This is a genomic window from Neobacillus sp. DY30, assembly GCF_030123065.1.
Lineage (GTDB): Bacteria > Bacillota > Bacilli > Bacillales > Cytobacillaceae > Neobacillus.
Genome location: NZ_CP126093.1, coordinates 3134368 through 3159787 on the forward strand (window position 1 = coordinate 3134368; position 25420 = coordinate 3159787).

23 protein-coding genes, 1 pseudogene and 1 riboswitch are annotated in these 25420 nt (G+C 37.2%); of the genes and pseudogenes, 17 read left to right on the forward strand and 7 right to left on the reverse strand.

Features of this window, described 5'->3' with window-relative positions; all coding sequences use genetic code 11:
• Window positions 1–239 precede the first annotated feature (239 nt).
• Window positions 240–470 carry a hypothetical protein gene (locus tag QNH29_RS15080; protein ID WP_283860219.1) on the forward strand — a complete coding sequence of 77 codons (231 nt, stop codon included), beginning with the start codon at window positions 240–242 and terminating at the stop codon, window positions 468–470.
• Window positions 471–557: 87 nt separating this feature from the next.
• Here the strand turns inward: QNH29_RS15080 and ppsA are convergent, their stop codons facing one another.
• Window positions 558–3158 carry a phosphoenolpyruvate synthase gene (ppsA, locus tag QNH29_RS15085; protein ID WP_283860220.1) on the reverse strand — a complete coding sequence of 867 codons (2601 nt, stop codon included), beginning with the start codon at window positions 3156–3158 and terminating at the stop codon, window positions 558–560.
• Between the two features lie 352 nt (window positions 3159–3510).
• Here ppsA and QNH29_RS15090 point away from each other — a divergent pair, with 352 nt between their 5' ends.
• Window positions 3511–4317, forward strand: a complete 807-nt coding sequence (locus tag QNH29_RS15090; protein ID WP_283860221.1) for a CBS domain-containing protein — start codon at window positions 3511–3513, stop codon at window positions 4315–4317.
• 42 nt (window positions 4318–4359) lie between these two features.
• Here the strand turns inward: QNH29_RS15090 and QNH29_RS15095 are convergent, their stop codons facing one another.
• Window positions 4360–4827 (reverse strand): low molecular weight protein-tyrosine-phosphatase, encoded by a 468-nt coding sequence (locus QNH29_RS15095; RefSeq protein WP_283860222.1) that lies wholly within the window; start codon window positions 4825–4827, stop codon window positions 4360–4362.
• Between the two features lie 306 nt (window positions 4828–5133).
• Between QNH29_RS15095 and QNH29_RS15100 the strand changes: the two genes are divergently transcribed.
• From QNH29_RS15100 to QNH29_RS15120, 5 genes are all read left to right on the forward strand, one after another.
• Window positions 5134–5916: an alpha/beta fold hydrolase gene (locus QNH29_RS15100; protein ID WP_283860223.1), complete on the forward strand. Its 783-nt coding sequence runs from the start codon at window positions 5134–5136 to the stop codon at window positions 5914–5916.
• A 100-nt stretch (window positions 5917–6016) separates the two neighbouring features.
• Window positions 6017–6115: riboswitch (purine riboswitch) on the forward strand.
• A 62-nt stretch (window positions 6116–6177) separates the two neighbouring features.
• Window positions 6178–7170: an adenosine deaminase gene (gene add / locus QNH29_RS15105; protein WP_283860224.1), complete on the forward strand. Its 993-nt coding sequence runs from the start codon at window positions 6178–6180 to the stop codon at window positions 7168–7170.
• 390 nt (window positions 7171–7560) lie between these two features.
• Window positions 7561–7926, forward strand: coding sequence for a CDI toxin immunity protein (locus QNH29_RS15110; RefSeq protein ID WP_283860225.1), 366 nt, complete (start codon window positions 7561–7563; stop codon window positions 7924–7926).
• A gap of 192 nt (window positions 7927–8118) precedes the next feature.
• The gene (locus QNH29_RS15115; protein WP_283860226.1) at window positions 8119–9414 is read left to right on the forward strand and encodes an IS110 family RNA-guided transposase; all 1296 of its coding nucleotides are present in this window, start codon (window positions 8119–8121) and stop codon (window positions 9412–9414) included.
• 537 nt (window positions 9415–9951) lie between these two features.
• Window positions 9952–11510 (forward strand): IS3 family transposase gene (locus tag QNH29_RS15120; RefSeq protein ID WP_283860227.1). Its coding sequence is split into 2 segments (ribosomal slippage): window positions 9952–10594 and window positions 10594–11510, totalling 1560 coding nucleotides; the frame shifts between segments, so codons are not numbered across the junction.
• A gap of 65 nt (window positions 11511–11575) precedes the next feature.
• Here QNH29_RS15120 and QNH29_RS15125 read toward each other — a convergent pair.
• A complete protein-coding gene (locus QNH29_RS15125) occupies window positions 11576–12580 on the reverse strand; it encodes a DUF3231 family protein (protein WP_283860228.1) in 1005 nt (334 codons plus the stop codon).
• A 367-nt stretch (window positions 12581–12947) separates the two neighbouring features.
• Between QNH29_RS15125 and QNH29_RS15130 the strand changes: the two genes are divergently transcribed.
• From QNH29_RS15130 to QNH29_RS15140, 3 genes and pseudogenes are all read left to right on the forward strand, one after another.
• The gene (locus QNH29_RS15130) at window positions 12948–13367 is read left to right on the forward strand and encodes a VOC family protein (RefSeq protein ID WP_481858727.1); all 420 of its coding nucleotides are present in this window, start codon (window positions 12948–12950) and stop codon (window positions 13365–13367) included.
• A gap of 125 nt (window positions 13368–13492) precedes the next feature.
• A pseudogene (locus QNH29_RS15135) lies at window positions 13493–13922 on the forward strand (SMI1/KNR4 family protein).
• Between the two features lie 248 nt (window positions 13923–14170).
• Window positions 14171–15706 (forward strand): matrixin family metalloprotease, encoded by a 1536-nt coding sequence (locus QNH29_RS15140; protein WP_283860229.1) that lies wholly within the window; start codon window positions 14171–14173, stop codon window positions 15704–15706.
• 247 nt (window positions 15707–15953) lie between these two features.
• Here the strand turns inward: QNH29_RS15140 and QNH29_RS15145 are convergent, their stop codons facing one another.
• Together QNH29_RS15145 and QNH29_RS15150 are read right to left on the reverse strand one after the other, a co-directional pair.
• Window positions 15954–17192, reverse strand: a complete 1239-nt coding sequence (locus tag QNH29_RS15145; RefSeq protein ID WP_283860230.1) for a hypothetical protein — start codon at window positions 17190–17192, stop codon at window positions 15954–15956.
• A gap of 100 nt (window positions 17193–17292) precedes the next feature.
• Window positions 17293–17445, reverse strand: coding sequence for a hypothetical protein (locus QNH29_RS15150; protein WP_283860231.1), 153 nt, complete (start codon window positions 17443–17445; stop codon window positions 17293–17295).
• A 72-nt stretch (window positions 17446–17517) separates the two neighbouring features.
• On the opposite strand from QNH29_RS15150, the gene QNH29_RS15155 reads away from it, so the two are divergent.
• Window positions 17518–18063, forward strand: coding sequence for a recombinase family protein (locus tag QNH29_RS15155; RefSeq protein WP_283860232.1), 546 nt, complete (start codon window positions 17518–17520; stop codon window positions 18061–18063).
• Between the two features lie 311 nt (window positions 18064–18374).
• Complete coding sequence (locus QNH29_RS15160) at window positions 18375–18806, forward strand: hypothetical protein (RefSeq protein ID WP_283860233.1); 432 nt, start codon at window positions 18375–18377, stop codon at window positions 18804–18806.
• A gap of 136 nt (window positions 18807–18942) precedes the next feature.
• On the opposite strand, the gene QNH29_RS15165 is transcribed toward QNH29_RS15160, so the two are convergent.
• On the reverse strand, window positions 18943–20160 hold the full coding sequence (locus QNH29_RS15165; RefSeq protein WP_283860234.1) for an IS110 family RNA-guided transposase: 1218 nt from the start codon (window positions 20158–20160) through the stop codon (window positions 18943–18945).
• Window positions 20161–20583: 423 nt separating this feature from the next.
• On the opposite strand from QNH29_RS15165, the gene QNH29_RS15170 reads away from it, so the two are divergent.
• The 3 genes from QNH29_RS15170 (at window position 20584) to QNH29_RS15180 (ending at window position 22881) form a co-directional block, all read left to right on the forward strand.
• A complete protein-coding gene (locus tag QNH29_RS15170; protein ID WP_283860235.1) occupies window positions 20584–21576 on the forward strand; it encodes a zinc-dependent alcohol dehydrogenase family protein in 993 nt (330 codons plus the stop codon).
• A gap of 131 nt (window positions 21577–21707) precedes the next feature.
• Window positions 21708–22058, forward strand: coding sequence for a DoxX family protein (locus tag QNH29_RS15175; protein ID WP_283860236.1), 351 nt, complete (start codon window positions 21708–21710; stop codon window positions 22056–22058).
• Window positions 22059–22428: 370 nt separating this feature from the next.
• Window positions 22429–22881, forward strand: coding sequence for a VanZ family protein (locus tag QNH29_RS15180; RefSeq protein WP_283860237.1), 453 nt, complete (start codon window positions 22429–22431; stop codon window positions 22879–22881).
• Between the two features lie 251 nt (window positions 22882–23132).
• Here QNH29_RS15180 and QNH29_RS15185 read toward each other — a convergent pair whose 3' ends face one another.
• The gene (locus tag QNH29_RS15185; RefSeq protein WP_283860238.1) at window positions 23133–24341 is read right to left on the reverse strand and encodes a translocation protein TolB; all 1209 of its coding nucleotides are present in this window, start codon (window positions 24339–24341) and stop codon (window positions 23133–23135) included.
• A 178-nt stretch (window positions 24342–24519) separates the two neighbouring features.
• Between QNH29_RS15185 and QNH29_RS15190 the strand changes: the two genes are divergently transcribed.
• Together QNH29_RS15190 and QNH29_RS15195 are read left to right on the forward strand one after the other, a co-directional pair.
• Window positions 24520–24765 carry a hypothetical protein gene (locus QNH29_RS15190; RefSeq protein WP_283860239.1) on the forward strand — a complete coding sequence of 82 codons (246 nt, stop codon included), beginning with the start codon at window positions 24520–24522 and terminating at the stop codon, window positions 24763–24765.
• A 138-nt stretch (window positions 24766–24903) separates the two neighbouring features.
• Entirely contained in the window at window positions 24904–25308 is a 405-nt protein-coding gene (locus QNH29_RS15195) for a TIR domain-containing protein (protein ID WP_283860240.1), read from the forward strand.
• Window positions 25309–25420: the final 112 nt, after the last annotated feature.

Genomic DNA, 25420 nt, shown 5'->3' on the forward strand with positions numbered 1-25420 from the left:
TTCAAATTGTAAACTACGCTGTCAAAGAATCACCTCATGGAATTGTACTGGAAGGGAACTGTAAAAATTGCGAAAAAATGTCGCAAGAGTGATTGACTAAAAAGAGTGCCTGGCACCATTTCATCTAATGGTGCCAGGCACTCTTTTTTCTTTTGTTATCATGTCTTGATCTGGTGAATATAATTTAATCAAATTGAACTATCTCAGGTGCTCATAATGACAGAGGGAGGGAATGAAATTTGGATAAGTTACGATTTCAACAAATGAAGGCATTTGTTGAATTGGATTACAATGGCAGGCATGATCATATTCCTCAATTCCATTTCCACACAAAAGACTTAAAATGGTTAATCGAGCAAGCCGAAAAAGCTGCGTATTATGAGCAATCGTTAAGAGCGATTGCCGAAGATATGTCTGATAAAGAATCCAGTGAACTCATTGAAGCCGCAAGTAAGGCACTAAGAGATTAGTGTATTGTGATACTAAGTAATCTTAGTGGAACACCGCTCTGTTAAAAAAAGGAGCGGTGTCTTATTATTTCTAAAAGTATCCCGTCATTACAGTATTTCGACATACCCCTCTGACCCATGCACTCGAATTCGCTGACCGTCTTTAATCCGTTTGGTAGCATTTTCAACGCCGACAACAGCGGGTAAGCCATATTCACGTGCAATCACGGCTCCATGGGTCATCAGTCCACCAACCTCGGTGACTAGGCCCTTTATAGATACAAATAATGGTGTCCAGCCAGGGTCTGTGAAAGAGGTGACTAAGATGTCTCCTTCCTCTATATCGGCTTCTTCCATATTCAAAATAACACGTGCACGGCCCTCTACAACTCCGGAAGACACAGGCAGACCTAAAATCGCGTCGACCGGGAGATTTTCTTGATGGTACCTACCTCTAATGATTTCACCATCAGACGTAATCACACGCGGGGGAGTGAGTTTTTCATAAAATTTGTATTCCTCTTTACGGTTGCTGATGATCTCGTAATCCAGTTTGTTTGTCCGTACAGCTTCATGAAGCTCTTCAAAACTAAGATAGTAGATATCTTCTTTTTCATGTATAAGCTGGGCTAGGACAAGCTGTTGTGCCTCTTTCAGTAAAGCCTGTTTGTAAACGAAGTAGCGACTAATCATGCCGTATTTTGGATATTCACGATAACCGATGAAATTCCGCAGCAGGCTAATCATTCGTTTTGTTTCAGTGGCTTTTTGTTTCCCGTCTGGTAGTTGATCTAATCGAGCTATTAAATCTTGTTCTTTTTTCAACGCTTCTTTTAGTCCTTGTTCAAACTTCCGTTTACTGGCATTGGGCTCTTCGTTTTTTATGTTACTGAGAATCAATGGGACAAGTGTCGATGGTTTTTCACTCCAGCGCGGTTTCGTCATATCGATTTCTCCCGCACATCGCATTCCGTATTTGTTTAGATAAGCGATTAGCGCATTTCGTGTTACCCTCCCGCCATCAAACCTAACCAGTTCATCCAAAAAGTGATCATCTCTAACATTCTGCAAATAATGAATAACTTCTGGATAAGGACGAATCACATCTGCAACATCCAGTAGCTCAAGACCCATTTCTGACGTAATATTGTTCGGTACAGATAGAGAAAGTGTATCTGCTGCGTTTTTTTCACCTAACCACTTGTTCATGTGTTCATTGATCCATGATGCTGCATTCATAGCAGCCATAAATACAGCCGAACTTTGCGGGTCAAATAAAATCTTCTTTAATTCCTGAAGATCTTCTAGTATAAAATCAAATAAATCCAACCCTGATTTCGTTTGTATGTTTTCTTTTAACTCTTCTATGGATGTTTGACTTCGCTTAATCAAATCGGAAACAATTGTTGGATTGTTTTCGATTTTTGACAGTATATCTATATTGTCTCTACGGGGACTCGGTGCTTTTTTATCCTCCGGTAACGAAACGATAAAATCTCCTCGCTCAATGATGTTCATAAGTGCGTCTTTCATGAGCGGATCGTGTTGTCCCATGGCATTTAATAAAATGTTTCTACTGAGTGGCGAAGCTAGTTGATGTGTGACATCCACAAACAACCTTCCACCTGCTTTCCGCATTGGTGCAGGAGTCGTTAATAGGTAAAACGAAAGTCCCAAGGGTTTTATTGCGTCGGTCATCATTTGTTGATGGCCAACAGAAACATAGACGTGATTTTCTTGATCATTGGCTTCGGGAATGGGGAATAAAGTAGTGATTGGACGGCTCTGGACGATATAAAAGGTATCATTAACTAAACACCATTCGATATCCTGTGGGCAGCCGAAATAAGCTTCTATCTGTCTTCCAATCACCGCGAGTTGTAAAATTTGTGGATCTGTGAGTGTTTGCGTGTTTTGCTGATTAGGATCAATCTGCTTTGTCTCTGTACCGCCTTTTTTCACTCCGTATACTGCCAATTTTTTGGCTGCGATCCTCTTATCGATGATTTTATTTTCCTGTACTTTATAACAATCGGGGGAGACCAAGCCAGAGACCAATGCTTCTCCAAGTCCAAAACTGGCGTCTATGGATAGCAACTTTCGGTTAGACGTAATCGGGTCAGCGGTAAATAAAATTCCTGAAGCCTGTGGGAAAACCATTTTTTGAATGATCACAGATAGATACACCTGACTGTGGTCAAATCCGTTTTGCATACGGTAGATGACCGCGCGATCCGTAAAGAGGGAAGCCCAGCATTTACGAATATGCTCCAAGATGGCTTCTTTTCCGATGATATTTAGAAAGGTATCTTGCTGTCCCGCAAAAGAAGCATGTGGTAAATCTTCAGCGGTTGCACTGGAACGCACGGCATAAGCTTGTTCTTCGCCAAACTGGGTGAGATAGTGGGTAATGGCTTTTACAACATCTAAAGGAATTTCTACTTCTAAAAGAAGTTGTTGAATCTTCCTGTTGATGACACTAATTAGATTGCGATCCTCAACTCTTAGTTTATTTAGTTGTTCTAAGAGTGCCAGGAACGTTTCGTTATGTTCGATGGCTTTCTGATATCCTATGGTTGTTACACAGAATCCTTCCGGTACGTGTATACCTTGAATTTTTGATAACACTCCTAAATTTAAACCTTTGCCGCCAACAAGCGAAAGCTGTGTTTTTTCCATTTCCTGAAAACTGAGAACCAAAGAATTCATCCGACATCTCTCCTAATGGATCATTTAACGTAACAAGGAACGGTCATGCCTCCACAAATCACATGTAAAGTTCTATTGAATTTTAGCAGGGTAATTTGAGAATAAACAGTCTATATTGCCCTTTTTTTATGTGCTATAATTAAATTAGGGAGAGTTCAACCTTCAACCCACTTGACCGAAACCAAGGATGAACGATGATTTGGGTAAAGTAGACCAAAATGGGCTCGATCTTACATAGATTCCACGGTTCATACCCGCAAAAGAAGTTCGCCCCAATATGTTTTATATTTCATCTGTGAAAATATGAACAGATACTAATAATTATTTCATGTAACAGTAGAAGGGAGTTCCTATGCCATTCAACCCAGTACAACAGCGAGATCATGTCAGTACTTACAAAAGTCTTCGTTCATTATTTGAAAAAAATATAACCGTGAACAGTATCTCAGAGGTTTTAGCTACCTGCAATGTGGGGGATCCAGCTCCTCAGATAAAAGACCAAATGGCCTCAAAAGACTATGACGTCATTGGAGTCGAAGAGAATGGCATAGTGATTGGATATGTACTCAGAGACGATTTGAGGGAGGGAAGCTGTAAGGAATATACTCGCAGCTTTAGCCCATCTGATCTTGTTTCAGATTCCACACCACTGCTTCAAACGCTTTTTATTTTTAAAAACACCGAAAGACTATTCGTTATTGAAGGTAACCGGATTACCAAAGTCGTCACACTAGCAGACCTCCAAAAACCACCAGTTCGAATGCTTTTGTTTGGCGTCATTTCGATAGTTGAAATGCATTTTTATCAAATCATTCGTGATTATTTTAAAGAGGATAGCTGGAAAAAGCACCTAAGTGAAAAAAGAATTCAACAGGCTGAGGAGTTATTTTTACAAAGAAAAGCTCGAAATGAAGGCATTGAACTAAGTGACTGCCTGCAGCTTTGTGATAAAAGGGACATCGTATTAAATGAACAGGCTTTACGTGAGCTTTTAGGGATTGAATCCAAAAGCAAAGGGAAGGATTTCTTCAAGAAATTAGAAAACCTCCGTAACAATCTCGCTCATTCACAAGATCTTAATACGCAAAATTCCTGGAATGAAATGTTTTCGTTAATTGAACAGACAGAGTCTTTGTTAGAGAAATGTGAAAATATTTAAGGAACGATGCTAAAAAAATATCCCTTTGGGGGGATATTTTTTTTAGGTTAAGCGATGTTCTTTGAGTATTTTTTCAAGCAATGCCTGACAGCCCTCTGTCACCAGCTGATAAGTTTCCTCAAAGTCCCCCGTGTAATAAGGATCAGGAACATCTTTGTTATGGTCCGTTAAATCGAGCAGACGGATAATTTTCGGCTGTTGCGGTTTACCGGTGATTTCAAAAATATTTTTTACGTTGCTTTCATCCATGCCAATGATATAGTCGAATTTTTCAAAGTCTTCCTTGGTTAATTGGCGTCCAACAAGACCTTCTGCGGAAATGTTGTATTTTTTTAAGATGGAAAGCGTTCCTTTATGGGGAGGCGAACCTATGTGCCAAGAACTGGTTGCAGCAGAATCCACGCTAACTCTGCTCGACAAATTTTCTTGTTTCAATACGTTGCGAAACACTCCCTCGGCCATAGGGGAACGGCAAATATTACCCAAACAGACAAACAATACATGAATCATTGTATAAACTCCTTTTAATCTATTAAACATGTTTCGTATCCTTTAACGACCATTCTAAGGATTTTATTAAAGATTGTAAATGAAAAAGCAAAGTGCTCTGGCGTTTATTGATGTATGTTTTAGCAGTATGTTAAATGATCTTCCGATTCTAAAGAGATACCGTTTTTTGAAGTTACAGAGCAGTATAGTACAACAAGCACCGTCCCTTATAACCGACGACAGTGCATACGAATCAATAATAGATATTCACCTATGTTTGCCTTAATCAATATCTTATTGGTAAAGCCATTTTTAGGGGGAATCGCTGTGGGATACTATGTTACCGTAGATTCAGGCGTAAAATTGTTTGTGGAAGATCTAAATCCGGAAGGCAGTAAGACGATCGTGTTTTTACATGGATGGCCGTTAAGCCATAAACAGTTTGAGTATCAATTTGATCATCTTCCCTTTATGGGTTACCGCTGTATTGGAATTGACTGGAGAGGATTTGGTCAGTCGGATAAGCCAATAAGCGGGTACAATTTTGACCGATTGGCGGATGATATACGTACAGTAGTGGATGTACTTCAATTAAACAATTTCACTCTTGTAGGCCACTCTACAGGTGGAGCAATCGCGATTCGGTATATGTCACGACATAATGGTTATGGAGTATCCAACCTTGTTCTAGTAGACGCTGCAGCTCCTAAAGGTTTTACGACAGAAACTGCGACTAGATTCCTTACTCTAGCGTTAAATGACCGTCCTAAAATGATGCGTGAAGTGACAGAAAACTTTTTCTTTCAATATATAACAAGTTCATTTTCTGAGTGGTTTATTCAATTGGGCTTACAAGCAGCAGGATGGTCAACGGCAGCGATCATCATTACACTAAGAGATGAGACGCTATATACAGATTTGCAAAAAATACTGGTCCCTACCTTAATCGTTCATGGTGTTCACGACAAAGTTATTCCATTTGCACAAGGTCATGAATTAAATCAAAAAATAAAAAATTCACAACTTGTCCCGTTTCATTACAGCGGCCATGGTCCTTTCTGGGAAGAACGTGACAAGTTTAACCAGCTATTAAGACAATTTATCGGCTGACGCTTATTGTAGGATGTGCTTTTACAATAAACAAAATTTTTTTCGGTGTTAGGGACCATGTTGACAATCTAAACTTTTTTTATTATCCTTTAAAAAACATTAATGAATTCAATAAAAATTTCGTATAACTCCAATAATATGGTTTGGAGGTCTCTACCAGGAACCGAAATTCCTGATTACGAAGAAAGTACAAGATTTGTATTTTCTTCGTAGTCAGGAATTTTTTTATTTTCTGTATTTTAATATTCTAGGAGGTCAAAAATGAACTTTTTAACATTGCCAAAAATTGAACTTCACTGTCATCTAGATGGTAGCCTTAGAATTGAAACGATTATCGATATTGCCCAGAAGGAAGGCATTCAGTTACCCTCTTTTGATAAGAATGAACTGCAAAAGGAACTGATTGCTCCGTTAGAATGTGAATCCCTTGATGAGTATTTGAAAAGATTTTCTCTTCCAAATTTGGTCATGCAGTCCAAGGAAAACTTAAGAAGAATTACTTTTGAGCTATTTGAGAATGCAACAAAGGAAAATGTGAAATATATGGAAGTCAGATTTGCCCCGTTACTTCACACATTAAAAGGGCTTGATGTTGAAGAAGTTATCCAATCTGTTGTAGAGGGGATGAGGGAAGCAGAAAGCTGTTACGAAATAAAAGGAAATATAATCTTGTCTTGCATGAGGACAATGTCTGTAGAAAGTGCATTTGAGGTGGTTGAAAAGGGGAAAAAGTTTCTAGGAAAAGGTGTAGTGGCCATTGACCTATGTGCATCAGAAGAAGAAGGTTTTTGTGAAAGATTCGTAGATCCAATTCTCTTAGCCAAAGAATATGGCTACAGAGTCACTATTCATGCCGGCGAAACAGGAATTGGTAAAAACGTTCTAGAGGCTGTTGAACTGCTGGGTGCTGAAAGAGTAGGACATGGAGTATTTATTAAAGAATGTGCTGAGGCTTATAAGATTGTGAAAGAAAGACAGGTAGTGCTTGAAATGTGTCCGACAAGTAATGTTCAAACGAAAGCTGTTCATCATTATTCTGAACATCCGATTTATAAGTTTCATAAAGATGGGATAAAAGTGACAATTAATACGGATAACAGAACAGTATCTGATACTACAATGGCAAAAGAAATCCATCTAGTTAACAACGAATTTAATCTAAGCGAAGAAGATTACCGGCAAATTTATTTTAATAGTGTAGAAGCATCCTTTGCTGACCAAGAAACGAAAAAATGGTGCTTGGCAAAATATTAAAAGAAAATTAGACTTAGTGACAAAAAAAGTCCCCGAAACCGAACAAATCTATTAACTAAAAAAAACAAACAATTTATAATTGTTCTTCTACCTAAAGAAATAAAGGAGATCAATCTAACACGTTCTCACTTAAAGAACTACAACAGTTGGATTTTTCTATAGTAACACTGCTCATTCAATGGTTCGAGACATGGTTAAAGGAATTATATTAACTACTTTTAATTTGAAGTTTGTGAAGTTTTGTACTTACGGTGACGGGTGATTTTTTTAAAGATCATTATGCCAAAAATGCAGCCTTTTCTTATTTGAGTTAATGGGCAGGATAATTGAACATGAGAATAGAAACTTCATTTACAAATTACTGAAATTTTAGATCTGTTCCCCGAAAAAGTGAAAGTTGATATATTAGCTGACAGAGAAAGCGGTGCGATTACAAGAAATATGACAGGTTGTTTTCCGATTGCATCTTGGGGAAGAATTGATTGGGACAAGGTGCACAACAAAATTGGTCTTACTTCAGATGACATTTTCACTATTCCTGCTGTCCTTTCTTATCATTCATTTGACATATCAGTTCCTGTTTACCTTTTAGCCGATGAATATAATACCCCAGTAGTAAAAACTTCTTTATTCACAATACTTGAAAAAGTTGAGGATGTTATGTGTATGAGTCCAGACCAATGGATTTTTAGTCCACATTTAAAATACGTAATTGAATTTTGTCATGATGGGGAAATAACTATAGGATGGATATGATGAGTTAATTAAGACATGTGATTGAGTAATCAGAGCCCGCCAATGGCGTTTTTTCTTGTTCAACTAACGGGGCAGCATTCCTGTAATGAATGAAAATGAGATTTGAACAAAAAAATAACCTCTTGGTAGAATGAGAGAGTCCTAAGCCGGCAAGCAAAAAGGATAAACTCAATAAAACCAGGAGGATATGAAATGAATTATAACCAAAATGAAAAGATTGCTCAAATTACTTCTCAAACTCTAATTATAGGCGTTGATATCGCGAAATTCAAACATGTGGCACGGGCACAGGACTACAGAGGAATAGAATTCGGATCACCTTGTTATTTTGAGAATACTAAGCAAGGATTTGAAGTGTTTCTCGAGTGGATCTTTCATTTAAAGGAAGATCAGGCCATGGAAAAAGTGATAGTAGGTATGGAACCTACTGGCCACTATTGGCTAAATCTAGCTCATATACTAAAAGAAAATAATATAAAGTTTGTCGCAGTGAACCCGTTACATGTAAAGAAAAGTAAGGAACTTGATGACAACTCACCGACTAAGAACGATGTGAAAGATGCTAAAGTCATCGCACAGCTGGTCAAGGATGGGAGATACGCTGAACCAACGATTCCACAAGGTGTTTATGCAGAACTCCGCGTGGCGAAAAAAATACGTGATCTCTTAACTGACGACCTTCAAACGGTACAAGGTCAGATTCACAACTGGCTAGATCGCTATTTTCCTGAGTTTTTAACAGTCTTTAAGAGTTGGGAAGGGAAAGCAGCCTTGCAATTTTTAAGGCTAGGAGCCCTACCGTATGAACTAATTCATTTCACGGATCAGTACTTATTGGTTCATTTACGAAAAGCAGTTAGTCGGAGTGTAGGACTAAACAAAATACTAGAGTTAAAACAAGCAGCTAGAGAGTCCATCGGACTATGCCAAGGTTCTAATATGGCCAAATTAGAACTAGCGACTCTGCTTGATAAATATGACTTGATACAAGAGAAGTTCGTAGAACTTGATAATAAGATTGATAACCTAATTGAACATATCCCTGGCGTTCAACAAATGTTAGCTATTAAGGGAGTAGGGAGAGATACGGTTGCCGGCTTCTTTGCGGAAGTTGGAAATCTTCAAGACTATAATCACCCTAGACAAATCATAAAGCTAGCTGGATTGAGCTTGAAGGAGAACACCTCTGGCAAGCATAAAGGACAAACAAAAATCACAAAACGAGGTAGGAAGAAGCTGAGGGCTCTCCTCTTCAGGGTTTGTATGATCATAGTCGCGAAGAATTCGGCCTTTAAAGCATTGCATACCTATTATACTCAACGCCCGGATAATCCACTGAAGAAAATGCAGTCTCTGATTGCCTTATGCAATAAGTTAATACGTTTATTCTTTGCCATTGGTAAGAAACAATTTGAGTTTAGTGAAGAGCGAATGTTAAAGGATATTCCTCATATGAGAGCAAACATAGAAGTTGAAAAAGCAGCTTAATTCAGTTGAAACAGTAAAGTAGAAAAGAGTTTTAGTTTTAAAAGTCTCGTACATTTGAAGCACGGATTAGTCAGCAAAGCAACTAAACTTCGGGCAATGACCCTGTGGGGCAGCATGACTGACATCCACCTCATGGAAAGGTTGGACGAAGGAATTTGAGAGCGAAGACTCTGTGAGACATGGGAGGGTTGACCTCCATGAGATATGTGGACATCCACCAGTGCGATCATATTTTTACTCATTTACCATTTTTTGCAAATGCGTGGCTAAAGAGCAACAGTCTTTTTTTCTTCGAAAGCCCAAATTTATCCTTACAAGATAAATCCAACCATAGTAGCGAGCATTTACTCAAAAATAACATTCTATAAAATACTGAGAAAGCTGGAGAAAACGTGAGTTTTCACTTTGTTTATTGAGGGAGTTTAGTTCAATAAGGATTTTCTAAAAATAAAATGCCCGACCGATTTGATATGCTCCCGGTAAGGTAGACAGATTAAAAAATAAAAATCTGTTTGCCTTCAAGGGGAGTTTTTTTTTATGTCAAAAAGAGTGCATTCTTTAGAGGATAAAATCAGGATAATAAAAGCATTAGAAGAAAGAAGTCATTCCATTTCCGAACTAGAATCTATATATAACGTCCATAAAGTCTCCATTTATGATTGGATATATAAATATAAAAAATACGGAGTTGATGGATTAAAAGAATCCTCTACCTGGAGGAGGTTTTCAAAGGAACTTAAGCAGGACGCAGTAAAGGACTATCTTAGCGGCGAATACTCCATTCGGGAGGTAACTAGAAAGTATGAAATTCCTAGTACTTCCACCCTTCGTTGTTGGATAAAGAAGTATAATAGTCATAGAGAATTAAAGGATACGTCAAAAGAAAGGACGAGCTCTATGACTAAAGGGAGAAAAACTACTTGGGATGAAAGGATTCAAATAGTACTTGATTGTCTAGGGAACGGAAAAGATTATCAAGTAACATCTGAGACCCATAATGTCTCTTATCAACAAGTGTACCAGTGGGTTAAGAAATATGAAGATGGCGGAGAAGAAGCACTCAAAGATAAAAGAGGAAGGAAGAAAGAAGAAGTAGAGCTGACCTCAGAAGAGAAAATGCAGCTTCAAATGAAAAAGTTAGAACGAGAAAATGAGCGGTTACGTGCGGAGAATTTATTCTTAAAAAAGTTAGAGGAGATCGAAAGGAGGCGAAAATAAGCCAAGTCCGATTTGAAGATAAGTACATTGCTATTCAGGAGCTTCATCAGGAAGAGAATTTGAGCATTCTTTTACTTTGTGAAATAGCCGGTATTTCACGCGCTGCTTACTATAAATGGCTTAATCGCATACCTACAGATCGAGAACTCCAGAATAGAAAGATTATAGAAGAAATGAAAGCTCTTCAAGAGAAAGTAGATGGAACTTTTGGTTATCGACAAATGACGTTACATATGAATCGGAAATTTGAAGAGGACATCAATCATAAAAGAATCTATCGATTAATGGGAATCGGAAATTTACGCTCGGTTATTCGGATAAAGAAGAAATATTCATACAAAAGTTCTACCCCTCAGCATGTGGCAGAAAATGTACTAAATCGCGATTTTACAGCAGAAAAGCCTAATGAAAAATGGGTTACGGATGTCACTGAACTTAAATATGGGGCAAAGAAGGCTTATTTAAGCGCCATTCGTGATTTATACGATGGATCGATTGTTAGCTATGTCCTCGGGCATTCCAATAATAATAAACTTGTATTCAAGACACTTGACCAAGCTACAGCACTTTTGAATGGAGAACGCCCTCTTATCCATAGTGATCGTGGATTTCAATATACCTCGAAAGGTTTTAAACGAAGAATAGATGCAGTAAAGATGAAGCAAAGTATGTCCCGAGTGGGCAGATGTATTGATAACGGACCAATGGAATCCTTTTGGGGAACACTTAAATGTGAGAAGTATTATAGGCGTAAGTATAATACATTTGAAGAACTAACTTTAGCGATAAATGAATACATACATTTTTATAGACACGATAGATATCAAAAACGACTAAACGGCCTTAGCCCTATTGAATATAGAGCTAAAGCCGCCTAAATCATTTTTATTATTTCCACTGTCTACTTGACGGGGGGCAGTTCAATTTGGAAGGGCATTTCTTGTTAATTTTGTTTTACAATTTCTGTTCTATTAGGTGCAAGTGGAGGCTGTTCTAACCATTTATTTTTTACCATAATATTAAACCAATTTTTTATAACCATAAGATTTTGTAAAATAGTAGCCTCAAAAGTGGTAACAAGGTCTGTTCGCATGGCTGCTGCAAGACCTGCCCCATGATAGGTTTGTGCATTTTGAAACAAAAATCCCATGTGATACATTAATAACTTATCAGAAAATGGAGAGTCAGTTGAAATTGTCACTTCAGTTTCCAATGATTTTGGAACTGGTAAGTTATCAGCTTGGAGTATTTTTGCGAATGCTTTTATTTGTCCATCAGCAGTATTCTCAGATTCAGTTAAAAATTTTCTTACTTCTTTGGATTCCGCCACCTGGCTGAATGCAATAGAAAGGGTTTTAGCCATAACACTTTTTTTCAGGTTAAAAGAAATAGAAATGATTTCTGTAGCAGCAAGAGTTCTACCCTTCCCCAAAAAACCGTCTTTGAAATCATTGCTTGAAATATATTGAGGGTGTTCATATGCATAAAATAATGGGTCTCTCTGAAAAAGTCCTTTATCAAGCAATAATTCTATCGTTTGGTGGTAAAACTTTTTCGCATCGTTATCACATGAGTCGTAAAAATCCCTTAGGTCTTTTCTAACAGAAATGCTTAATGCAGTGATATGCCCAAATAATCCATGTAAAGTCATTACATGTAAATAATTTATGCAGAATGCATCTGAAAACAATCTCTGTTTGCCTAAATACAAGTCGGATTCATTAAATCCAATTGGAACAGGAAACCCCTCATTCTCAAAAAAAGCCATAATTTGTCTCTTTTGTTTTTCGAATGTCTTGATAGCATCATTAAAAACCGCTTTTATTGCTTCATCTTCAATAATTGAGTACATATATTTATTTACTACATCTATCGCTGTTCCGCTTACATACTCGCCCCACAAAGAACCAATTTCGGAAGATGTCAATTTTAATTTTTCGGTTTCCATATTTTCACCTCCCTTGTATTATTTCCTTATTTTAGAAAATATATGATTTTCTGGTTTTTAATGTGAGAAAATAATTTTCTTATGAATTAACGAATACGATACTCTAAAAAAGTTATTACTGATATTAGTTGTATGGACAAATTAGATTGTGAAGAAGTGTACTTAAAGTAAAGGGGGCGTTTGTTCAACAGTGGGGTTTGCTGCTGCATTCAGTTAGAGAAGCGGTAAAGGTGAAAAAGGGATTATGTATCTAGTTGTCGAATTGTTTAATTTACATAATCAAGCTGTTCATTTAAGGTGCTTCGTTTACGGTCCGAGTTGTTCATCTTAGTCGGAAACGACTAAAGTAAAAATTAAATTAATAGAAATGAAAGAAGTGAAGGTTTTGATTGAATATAAATGCCTCCATCATGTAAGTCTTACTGTCACAAATTTGAAAAGAGCAAAAGATTTCTATGGGAATACTTTATGTTTAAAAGAAATACCTCGTCCTGATTTTGATTTTGCGGGTGCCTGGTATGAAATAGAGGGAAAGCAAATCCACTTGATAGTCGATCCATCTTCACAGACGATTCGGCAGGATAAAAGCTTATCCAGCAGAGAAGGTCACTTTGCTCTTAGAGTCGAGAACTACTATGACACTCTTAGATGGTTAAAACAAAATGAAGTTGAAATCATTGAAAAACCGTACGGAAAAAGTGGATTCGCTCAAATTTTCTGTGCAGACCCAGATGGTAATTTGATTGAACTAAATGTTGACCAAAAAGATTTACAAATAAAAAGATAAAAGGCTTCCAATACTGGAGGCTTTTCTTATTGAAGTAACGAAGCAGGTTAGCTGAAGAAGGAAATGTTTAATTTGATATTGAATTAATAAGAAGCAAATGATTTATGGTGAAGGAGTTTTATCTAATGCAGAATGTTAGATATTTAATTGAAACAAAGAAACCTGGTGGATGAATCGGATATAAAGTTGACAGAGGAAAAGTTAGGAGCGATTTTTCCCAAACAATACAGAGAACTTTTTAAGCTAGTAAATAATCCCGAATTCGGTGAATGGATTCTCTATCCTATTCAAACCCCAAAAAATGCTAAAAAGACTTGGGATGATGTTGTTAGACAAAATAAGGAAGTAAGAGATGAAAGAATGTCTGAAGACCTTATTTCAATTGGTGATGATGGTTCGGGAGATAAACTGTGCTATAAAAAAATAAACGGCAAAATGGGCGATACCATTTATCTGTGGAATCACGAAACGACAGAATTAGATGAATATACATCTAGTTTAGAGGAGTTTATTATTCTAATTTCTGAAGAAAATGATGACTTTGATGAAGAGTAAAAAGTAAGAACTTTGTTGAGCAAACGGGGACAATAGTTAAAGATGAGATCGCTGCGGCGGTCTTTTTACTTGTTCAGCTAACGGGCAGTTTAATTGAAGAAGATGAGAATCTAGTACAAATCTGATTTGGAACGCATATTTATCGAAAAAAGTCTCCAATCTAATTATGTCTTCTCAAACAAGAAAGGTTGGGATATATTTGTCGTACAATTGGAGTCCAGATAACAACTTATCATGGAGAGATGAACATGCTGCGCACTTTTAAGATGTTCCATGGCGGCAACGGAACGACGCCGGTTGATAGTGGGTTACCCCTGCAGGGAATCTTCTATGGTTTGAAGGGTGAAAGCAAGCTCGAATGGAATAGGTATCTTGGCCAAGGTGAGCCATGGTGGCACTCGGCGAATGAGCGTAATTGGGATTTCAAAACTGGAAACTTGATTCACAATGACTTCGGTAATATTTATGCGCATCATGTGTTTGGATGCGGTGATGGTGAAATCATGGCAGTCCGCCCGAACGGGAATCTGCACTGGTACCTCTACCTTGGCAATGGCGAGGAAAATCCTTCAGGGTCCCTTGGCTGGCATCCCAATTCCGGAAATGTAATCGGCAACGGCTGGCATCACTTCCGCCATATCTTCGTTCGTCCATATTCAGGACGTTCCAGCACGGCCCGGCTCGCAATCTATGCTGTCAATGAGTACGGGAATCTGCTCTGGTTTTCATACAATGGCAATGGCGAGGGGCGCAATCCTTCAGGGTTCCCTGGCTGGCATCCCAATTCCGGAAATGTAATCGGCAACGGCTGGGCGAGGTACAGGCACATTCTCGGAACGGGAAGAGACATCTTCGCGATTAATGAATATGGGGATATGGAATGGTTCCAATATAATGGCAATGGCGAGGGGCGCAATCCTTCAGGGTTCCCTGGGTGGCATCCCAATTCCGGGCGTGTGATCAACCCTGTCTGGCCCTGGCAAGACATGAAGTATATTTTCGGAAGCGCAACCGATCTTGGTGGATACGGTAGTGTGATTATGGCCGTTGACAATTATGATAATCTGTTCTGGTTCAAATACACTGGCCAGGGCGAGGGGCCCGACCTTTCATTGTACTGGCATCCGAATTCTGGAAATCGCATCGGCAGAGTACCATTTGTGAAAGCCATCCACAGTGTTGTTGTACACTTTAAGTCCTTATTACCCCTTTCTGTCGAGAGAATGAATTGGATTGAGGAACAGTTTAGAGAGATGCATAATCTTTTCGCACAAGGCGGTATAGCCGTTTACCGAGGTTCAACAGAGGATCTTAGTAATAATCCAAACTTGCAGCATCTTAGAAATATCTACGTGGGCCAATGCAGAAGAAATGAGCCTTCAGCGCAAATAATTGAACTTTTTAACAATCGTAATTATGTTGGTCCTAGTCCTAATGAATTGGTGGTCTATTTAGTTGATAATATAACCACAGACTCTCCGGAGTTCCCTGGAGGATGTGCGGTTCATCCACGCGAAAAGCCGGGAGCGGTCGTAAATAGTAATTTCGGTCCTCAAGGGACCGGCGATGCTAGGAGATTTGCATGGTTGGTGGCTCATGAGGTGGCACACGTTCTAGGGTTAAATCATTCTACAAATCAAGATAACTTGATGTTTGAAGGGTTGAGGTTTACGAATTTTCCACCTAAACTCACCTATACGGACTTCAATCATATGCACGGAAGCCCTTATTGCCGCCAATGCCATACAATAGTCGGGACCAACCAGGTTCCATCCTGTTGCTAAAACGAACTTGCGAGAAATGTTTGGAGAAAAAGACATTTAAAAAGTTTTTTATCTTGGGCAATATTGGTGATTTTTGTTGTTATTTTCATAAAAGACTAATGATAAAAAGTAATAATTGTGAAGAATTATACTTAAACAAACGGGTGCAAGAGTTGAAGAGCAGCAGTGTTTCGGAGGTTCTAATGTTTGGGGAGAGCCTCAATATTATTAAAAGCCCTTCTCTTTATCGAGAGGGGCTTGTTTTATTTTATTGAGCAATTTTACCTTTTGATATTTGCAAATATTGCCCATTGGTAACATTCGTCGTATATCGACCATTAAAATTCTCATTATCTACTATATCGCTTTTTCCAACAGGTCCTGCCATTACTGCTACGTATCCTTGTCCATAACTTTCAATTACATATTGACCTGGAGGAATGTCTACCCCAACTTTATACCATGCAGAATCCTTATAATCTTGAACATTATTTACTATTTCATAAATTTGTTTCGCGCCACTTACACCTAATGTTCCAAAGGCAGCTATATTTATTAATACTCCTTGGGTCTCTATGTTACCTGCATCATTCACGTATACATATCCAAAACTATCAAAGTTTTCATTATCAATAATATTTCCTGCAGGATCCTTTTCAGCATAGTATTTACCACTTCCGGAAAATGAAATAAATGCATACTCACCTGCTGGAATGTCGCCTTTAATATATGATCCGGTATCGAAAGCTTGTTTTAAAGCAAATAACCCAGTTATATTTTCAATCATTTTTTGTTGAGGTGTTTTTTCAGCTTCTTTTTTAGCTTCTTCATCAGCTTTTTTCTTGGCTGCTTCTTCATCAGCTTTTTTCTTGGCTGCTTCTTCATCAGCTCTCTTCATAGCTTCAGCAGCTTCAGCTTTTCTCTCAGCTTCTTTTTTAGCTTTCTGGTCTGCTTCAATTTTTGCTTTTTCTGCATTTTCAGCTTGTATTGCGGCTTGCTCTGCTTTTTCAGCATCACTTTCTATGAAACCGTCAAATACGGCAGATATAATAAATAAGTACCCTATCACTGCAACAACCATTTTCCACTTATTCTTAGAACGAAATCCTAATATTTTGTTATACCATTTCCGTTCAAGGAAAGTTACAGGGATGTCGTGTGATTGTAATTCTTCAGTTAGGTCATTTGAAGCATCAACCTTTAAAGTGAAACCTGTGTTAAATTGATACAAAGTCGAAAGTGCAAACTTATCAACCGTTACAGAAGAAAAATCGTTCCACGAAAACGAATATTTAAGTTCCACTTTTTCTAAAACCTCTTCTTCGCCAGATACTGTTTTCTTAGCAAAATAGATTTCGAATCCCTCAGGTGTTATGAGCATAAATAGCGGCTTGTTTTCAATAGTAACCCTGTAGATCTTATTCTTTTTATAAATCCTCTCCTCAAAATATTTTGCAAGCAATACTTCGTGTGCTACGCTTTTCACTTTCTTTTTTTCTTTTGACATTATGGCTCCCCCTTCTATACAAATTAATAATTCGATAGATATTTCCATTTACCTGCAAATTTCAAATCTGTGACAAAATATCCATTAATAAAAGCCCTTATCATTCGAGAGGGGCTTTCTCTAATTCTTTTACCTGTTCAGTCATATCTTTTAAGTTGCATTTTACCTTTACAATCTCTCCACCAAAAGGCATTTCTCTTTTAATTATTTTCACCATTTTTCCATTGGTGTCAAAACTTAAAAGTTTTGACACTAAAAAATGGAAGTGATAAAATAAAGGTATCGAATGGTGTCATAACTTATATTCATAAGTGAGGTGATAAAATTGAAGTTTGGGTACTGCCGTGTTAGCACTTTAGGACAGGATTTGGAAGTACAGATAGAAAGGTTGCAGGCAGAAGGCTGCGATAAGATTATCGAGGAAAAATTTACTGGAACAAAGTTGGAGAGACCGAAATTTAGTAAATTACTTGAAGAGGTAAAAGAAGGGGACACTTTAGTAGTAACTAAGCTAGATCGACTAGCCAGAAATGTCCGAGAAGGAATTGATGTGGTTGAGGAATTATTCAACAAGGGTGTTCGTGTACATGTATTAAACGTGGGGTTACTCGAAAACACAACCATGGGAAGGTTCTTCCTGCAAACGATGTTAGCGGTAGCGGAAATGGAAAGAAATATGATTGTAGAACGAACCCAGGAAGGGAAAGCATTAGCTAGGCAACGTGAGGATTTTAGAGAAGGTCGACCGAAGAAGTTTAAAAAGGCACAAATAGAGCATGCGCTGAAGCTCCTGGAAACAAATTCTTATAAGCATGTAGAGGATATTACGGGGATTAGTAAAAGTACGTTAATAAGAGCTAGGAAACGTTAGTTGTAGTTGAATCAATATAGCGGGAACAGAGCAAAAAAAGGTCGACCATCATGGTCGATTTTTGATTTGAGGCATATAATTACAACCATTTGGTGGCAGCATCTATACACCATATAATAATGGTTTGAAATTCCGTTTCCCATTGAAATTACGGTCGCGGGAGTTAGGAATCCAATTGCCATGGCTGTTGCAGCCCTCGTTATTGAACTAACGAAGCAGGATAGTTGAAGAGGTTTATGGAATTTTTAATTATAGTTAGCGTTATATAGTTCATAAAATGTTTATTAAACGATGAAAGGAGAATGATACTAGTGGAAAAACCAAGGTTTAAAGATACAGGAAAAGGAATTTACCATTTTCTTGATTGTGTACTTGTAGAATGCCCCCGCTGTCATCGTTGTGCTAAGATAATTGGAAATCCACGGAAATACTATCCAAAGTTGGTTTGTGAAATGTGCGGTTTAACGCGTTCTAAACAATCTGTAAATATCGGATCAGAGAAGTATGGTGAATTTATCTTATGGTTAAAGACGGATTGCTGTGGTAATACTCTTTGGGCTTATAATGAAGAACACCTCGACTATTTAGAGAGTTATGTCTCAGCGTCCTTAAGAGAACATATACCTAATATTAATAATAATAGTTTGGCGAGTAGACTTCCTAATTGGATAAAGAGTGCTAAAAACAGAGAATCTATTTTAAAGTGTATTCTGAAACTAAGACAACGATTGAATTCCAAGTGAATTCCTTTTTTCACTACCATGAAAATTAACTTCTGTTAGAACCGAAAAATGGCAATACTTAAATAAACGCAGCTCATTCATCTTTTTAAAAGGGGAGAGCGTCTGATCTTTGGCGGTTATATACTTGTTTAATGGATTAGGAAGCTTCTGTTATTGTAACCGAATAGCCTAAGTTTTCTAGCCTACGAACCGAATGGCGTACAATAGATACCTGTCTTTGTTTATCAAAGTAGTCTTCGCCTAAGTCTACATACATTTCTTTTCTAATTAACAGGTAATATGCAATCCGCAATATTGCATGTGCAACTACTATTGCTGCTCTTTTGTTTCCTTTTCGTCCTGCTGTTCGTCGATATAGTGCACCTAGATAGTTTTTAGAACCTCTCACTGATTGAGCTGCTTCAGTTAATGCTGATCTTAAATACTTATTTCCTTTTTTCGATCTAGTTGATTTTCTTTTTCCAGCACTTTCGTTATGTCCAGGTACGAGAGCTGCCCACGAACAAAGATGTGCCGCAGTTGGAAATTGTTTTTTAACATCAGTACCGATTTCAGCTAGAATTTGTTCAGCCATTCTTCTGGCGATTCCAGGTATCGAATCTAGTCTTTCAATATCTTCTTCATAAGTGCTAACTCGTTCGGCTATTTCTTGATCTAGCATTTCAATTTGCTCAGTTAGAAAATCAATGTGGGTTAAAATCGTCTTGAGCATTAAGCGTTGATGTGGGTTTACATAGCCCTGAAGTGCTAATTCAAGTTGTTCTTTTTTCTTTTTCATTGTACGACGAGCGAAGTTTGCTAGTTTCTCAGGATCATCTTCGCCATCAGCGATAGCTCGAAGCATATCCTTTGAGGAAACCCCCATAATATCAGAAACGTCAGAGCCTAGTTTGATGTTGGCTCCTTCTAAAACTTTTTGAATCCGATTATGTTGTCTTGCACGTTCTTCTATAATACTACGGCGATAACGAACAAGTTCTCGCAGCTCTCTTTGAGTTCGATTTGGAATGAAACTCGCTTTGAGTAGACCATGGCGAAGAAGTTGTGCAATCCATTCGGCATCTTTAACGTCGGTCTTACGACCTGGGAGTGCCTTCATGTGTTGGGCGTTTACAACTAGAAACTCAATCCCTTCAGATTCTAGTAAGTTGACTATAGGTTTCCAATAAACACTCGTGCTTTCCATTGCTACATGTGTACAACCATGTTCTTTAACCCAGTCGATTAACTTGAGTAGAAAAACTGTTTTAGTAGAAAACGTTTGAATCTCCTTTCCATCAGGTGTCATAATACACGCAGTGATATTATCTTTATGAACATCCATACCACATGCTCTTTCAATGATTACATCCATTGAAATTCTTCCTTTCTAGGCTTATAAATTGGAGGCTGGTGCAACAATCAGAATAAGGATTAATCTACCATGAGTGCTTCCCGTAAGGGAGCGACAGTTTGTGGTGCACCGTGGTCGTTGGAGTCAGACTAACGGATGGGCTCTATGGCACCATAGTACATCGACCTTCCTCTCCAGCCTTAGGACAAGTATGGACGGATTCAATACATTTTCATTCTTTGTGGTGAAGAGCTGTTTTTTAGTGATTCATGGATGGCTAACGGGTAGCTTTAGTTGAAGAAAGACAATCAATAAATGGTCTTTTTTTATTACTGTTCAGGTTCACCCTTGTTCGTAAAAACCTGCTGGTTCTGAATGGGGTCCGTAGAAAGCCTTATTGCAGTGATATAATTAAATAAATCTTATTTAAGGAGACTTATAGTTTTGGATGCAAAATATATTAAATTCTACGAATTTGGCAGTCCTAAAGATGTGTTAAAAATTGAATATAAAACTATTCAACCACCAAAAGACAGTGAAGTTCTTGTTCGAATGCTGGCACGACCTATCAATCCTTCTGATTTAATTCCAATCAGAGGGTCGTATGCTCATCGAATCTCTTTACCTAATATTCCTGGTTATGAAGGAGTAGGTATTGTAGAAGATGTAGGTCCTTTCGTTTCAAAAAAACTTATTGGTAAGCGAGTTTTGCCTTTGCGCGGGGAAGGTACATGGCAAGAATTTGTTAAGACATCCGCAGAATTTGTCGTTCCTATCCCTGATTCGATTGATGATTTTACGGCATCCCAAATGTATATTAATCCCGTTACAGCGTGGGTGGTTTGTACGGAGGTTTTAAAATTAAGATCAAATAATGTTTTATTGGTGAACGCATGTGGTTCATCGATTGGGCATATTTTTGCTCAATTATCAAAGATTTTAGGTTTTCGATTGATTGCAGTAACGAGAAATAATAAATATACAGAGGATTTACTTCATCTCGGTGCTTCTTATGTGATAGATACCTCTAAAGTTTCGCTGCATGAAACAGTTATGGAATTAACAAATGGAAGGGGTGCAGATGCTGCGATTGATTCCGTTGGCGGTTCATCTGGAAACGACTTGGCTTTTAGTGTCCGACCTAATGGGAATTTTATAACCATCGGTCTTTTATCAGGAATACAAGTAAATTGGGCAGATATTGTAAATCAAGCAAAGGTGAATGCGAATATATTTCATTTACGGAATTGGAATAAAAATGTCTCAGCAGATAAATGGCAAGGAACGTTTAATCATCTAATTAGGCTAGTAGAAGACAAGAAATTACGCTTGATGATGGTAGATTCTAAGTATGACTTGTCGGATGTAAAAAAGGCTATTGAGGTTGTTGAATCTTCTAAAATCACTATAGGGAAAGTATTTTTAACAAGCAATTGAGTTATACTTGTTCAACTAAGGGACAGGTTAGTTGAAATATTAACTTCCTAATGATTCTATTAATGATCGGTCATTGTTTGGAATATATTGAGAATACCCCTAAATAAGATCAATAAAAGGAGTGAGGATAGATGCTAACTATTGTCATGCAAGTATTTTTAGCATTATTTATTTTAGTAGGAGGATTCATAAAACTTTTACGTATGCCGTTTCAGGTTGAGCATTGGCGGCATTATCAATATCCATTATGGTTCATGTCTGTAATAGGATTGATTGAAATTATTGGAGCAATAGGTATGATTAGTGGTATATGGATTAGCTACTTAACGGTTGGATCAAGTGTATTATTTGTACTCCTCATGTTAGGAGCCATACATTCTCATATTTTTCGAGCCCATCAATCAATTGTAATGATTATTCCTGCGACGATCTGTTTAATACTATCTATTGTATTGATTATTAAAAACATAACCTTAGCTTAAACTTGTTCACAATTTTGGGGAAGATTAATAAAAGACTTACAGACTACTCTTCTATTATAATATTATGTTATTTCCTCCTGTACATTAAGAGGGGCTTTTGGTTCGGTACTTCAAAAATGACAGTGTCGCTTTTTATTTATCGAGAATCAGTAAAGATTGCGAGACTTTATACTTAAACTATCTAGGGTTCAATAGTTAAAGTGAGACCGCTGCGGCGGTCTTTTTGCTTGTTCTGCTAACGAGGCAGGTTAATTTAATTAAATTTAAAACCAAACAATATTATTAATCGTCTAATATTTGAATAGGTGCTATTAGTAATTTTGCAAATACATACCAAGAAAGAACAATGGAGGAGAAAATGTAAAAAGGAATGAAGGTTGTTATTAGTTTGAGTTTGGTGTTTTATTTATTCGCATTGGTAGTTCTATTATTCTTTGGTACAAGAGGTTATATATGGACAGATTTGACATTGATAGAATATATCAAGAGTTCTTCAAATTTTGTTCCATTTAAAACAATAAGTACATTTATTAGGGTGTTTTTTGACGGAAGTATGAATATGGATATACCAATAAAAAACCTAGCTGGTAATTTTATTATGTTTTTACCAATGGGTATTTACCTCCCTTACTTTATAAAAAGAATAAACAAAGCAAGTGTATTTTCAATTTCAATGATTATATTATTATTTGTAATTGAAGTAACACAATTGGTTATAAGAAGAGGAAGTTTTGACATTGATGATTTTATTCTTAATATGTTTGGTGCTTTGATTGGATTTGGAATTTGGAAAACAAAATTTGTTCAGAAATTACTAAAATAGCATTTTCAACTAACGAGTGCGATGCTTCAATTTAACGAAGGATCGCATTTTCTTTATTCAAGTAAACGGGCAGGTTAGCAGAATTAGAAAGGAATTAGGGACTAAATTAGAAGTTCATTTAAAAGCGAAAATAGGAATAACCAGTCCAAAGCGGACTGGCTGCTATTCTAGTGCGTGATACATTCAGCGTTTTTGGTTGTTATTTAAAATTTCTTCTCTCTTTTGAACCTACTTTTACTCATTTGTTATTTTTAAAAAAAAGCAGGAGAAAAGTCTACATCCTCTATCCAAATACCTGCTTCTTTCTGCTTGTCATGCTTTATCCATACATCACCATTTTGAATTTCGTCTTGTCTGCGTAACCATGTGAGATAGGAACCAACAGACTGGGGATCTTCATCTAACTCATTTTCTTTTGGAAATGTGATTTGTTTTTGATTGTCTGATCCTATATCTATTTCATATAGAGATGTGAACATTGTAGGGACTGGACCTTCTTTCCACACTTTGTTTTCCTGTGACCGTGCGACAATCACTTTGGAAGGTGTCCACCATTCCAAATCTAGGTCTACATACCCTTTAGGTGTATATTCAACCTGTTTGGTGAATGCCTCTATTTCAGCAATTTTTGTGATCTTATTCTCAACAAAAAAACGTCCTTCTCCTGAAATATAAGCTAATTGGTTTGATTGTGGAGCCCACTTAAACCAGTCACTAAATCCTAACATCCTACCAATATCTTTGAACACTTTTCCATCTGAAGATAAAACACATAAAGGATTACTGTCCATAGCCCAAGAAGGTGTTGGGGTGCCAAGAAAGCTAATCCACTTTCCGTCATGACTCCACTTAAAGTTACCTACATCAACGGCGAATAAATCATTTTCATCGATTCGGATTGAGTACAAAAGGACCGCCTTTTTCTCATTTAGATTCATATCCTTTGGAATTCGATACAACTTAATTGGCTCCCAGCCTGTTGGAAGACGGTTAGAGCTAGCAGAAACAATAAACTCTCTCCCATTTGGATACCACTCAAATCCACTAACTCCTAACGACACATTTTCAAATCCATAAGGTCTGTCATCTTTTGTCTTTGTAACGTTTAGTACCCATCCTGATATGTATGCTAGCTCATTTGCAACAGGGGACCAATTAAAATAAGAAGTCTGAATGCTATGATATGGTTCGTAGTTTTCTTTCCTTTTTGTATCATAAACCCACAGGTTAGACTTCTCTCCCTTTTCATCACCGTCGATATACGCAATAAATCTTCCATCATAGGACCACTGTGGTGAATAGACATATTTATCTTTAGTAAGCTGTATTTCTTGATTTCCCTCTTTTATCCATAACTGGTGATTACGAACAAACGCAGCCTTCAATGACACTTCTGACTTTGTCACAGTTGAGTAATGAAAGAAGAAAAGCATCAAAGATAATAAAATTTTTATTGGCACAACAATCCCTCCTGCTCCTGCATTATTTAGCCTTTTACCTTTATTGATACTAGCATTCGTTTTAAGGTGGGTTCGCCAAATCAAAATAAACAGTGATATTCAAGTTGAACAAAATAAACAGATTATCTCTATTTTGCAAAAAAATGAAAAAGTTAAATGATGACGGAGGTGTAAGAGAATGGACATGAGGAGTTTTATTTTACATGGAGATATTCTCTCGGTTGAAGTTAAAATAAACGGAAGTGATTATAGGTTAGGTGTACAATGGAAAGCACCTACAAAGCCTTATGGTGATACTTGGGTATTAAAATCTTATGCTAACGTGTTGACTGGAGAAAAGGATTTATCAGAGGATAAAATCGCAGAGTTTTTAGACACTATCAATGCTAATTGGAATTGGAATATGGATGATTTTAAAAAATAGATTACTGAAATAACGGGTAGCAATTGTTGAAGAATGGGGTTGCTGCGGCGATCCTTTTTGTTCTTGAACTAACGTGCAGGATAGTTTAATAAGAGGTGTAAAGATATATGTTAAAATTGTAATAAAAAAGGGGGAGATATGGTGAAATTTTATATAGCATCTAGCTTTAAAAATATAGAAAAAGTTAGATATGTTAGTAAAAAGTTAAAAGATAAAGGATTTATCCATACATATGATTGGACTGTAAATGGCAACGTAACAACCTTGGAAGAACTAAAGGCGATTGGTCAAAAGGAGAAAAATGCTGTAATAGAATCTGATTTTGTTGTAGTTTTATTACCAGCAGGAAAAGGAAGCCATATTGAACTAGGTATTGCTATTGGGAATAACAAAAAAATTTATCTTTATTCACCAAACAAAGAAGTAGACAACCTTGAAACAACTAGTACATTTTATCAATTACCTGAAATTGAAAAGTGCTTTGGAACCATAGATGAGTTGGTAGATATTATAGACTTAAAATCAAAAATGTTATTAAGCTAACGGATACGAGAGCTGAGGAACCAGCTGCCATTTCGGTGGTCATTTTTCATATTGTGGTTACTGTGAACAGTAAAAGCCAGGAAGTGGTTCCCTGGCTTTTACGTTTGTAATC

Excerpts from the sequence above, each read along its gene's own strand:
- ppsA (WP_283860220.1), bottom strand. The coding sequence starts at position 3,158 with ATGAATTCTTTGGTTCTCAGTTTTCAGGAAATGGAAAAAACACAGCTT.
- QNH29_RS15090 (WP_283860221.1), top strand. The coding sequence starts at position 3,511 with ATGCCATTCAACCCAGTACAACAGCGAGATCATGTCAGTACTTACAAA.
- QNH29_RS15095 (WP_283860222.1), bottom strand. The coding sequence starts at position 4,827 with ATGATTCATGTATTGTTTGTCTGTTTGGGTAATATTTGCCGTTCCCCT.
- add (WP_283860224.1), top strand. The coding sequence starts at position 6,178 with ATGAACTTTTTAACATTGCCAAAAATTGAACTTCACTGTCATCTAGAT.
- QNH29_RS15115 (WP_283860226.1), top strand. The coding sequence starts at position 8,119 with ATGAATTATAACCAAAATGAAAAGATTGCTCAAATTACTTCTCAAACT.
- QNH29_RS15125 (WP_283860228.1), bottom strand. The coding sequence starts at position 12,580 with ATGGAAACCGAAAAATTAAAATTGACATCTTCCGAAATTGGTTCTTTG.
- QNH29_RS15130 (WP_481858727.1), top strand. The coding sequence starts at position 12,948 with ATGAAAGAAGTGAAGGTTTTGATTGAATATAAATGCCTCCATCATGTA.
- QNH29_RS15140 (WP_283860229.1), top strand. The coding sequence starts at position 14,171 with ATGCTGCGCACTTTTAAGATGTTCCATGGCGGCAACGGAACGACGCCG.
- QNH29_RS15145 (WP_283860230.1), bottom strand. The coding sequence starts at position 17,192 with ATGTCAAAAGAAAAAAAGAAAGTGAAAAGCGTAGCACACGAAGTATTG.
- QNH29_RS15165 (WP_283860234.1), bottom strand. The coding sequence starts at position 20,160 with ATGGATGTAATCATTGAAAGAGCATGTGGTATGGATGTTCATAAAGAT.
- QNH29_RS15175 (WP_283860236.1), top strand. The coding sequence starts at position 21,708 with ATGCTAACTATTGTCATGCAAGTATTTTTAGCATTATTTATTTTAGTA.
- QNH29_RS15180 (WP_283860237.1), top strand. The coding sequence starts at position 22,429 with ATGAAGGTTGTTATTAGTTTGAGTTTGGTGTTTTATTTATTCGCATTG.
- QNH29_RS15190 (WP_283860239.1), top strand. The coding sequence starts at position 24,520 with ATGGACATGAGGAGTTTTATTTTACATGGAGATATTCTCTCGGTTGAA.
- QNH29_RS15195 (WP_283860240.1), top strand. The coding sequence starts at position 24,904 with ATGGTGAAATTTTATATAGCATCTAGCTTTAAAAATATAGAAAAAGTT.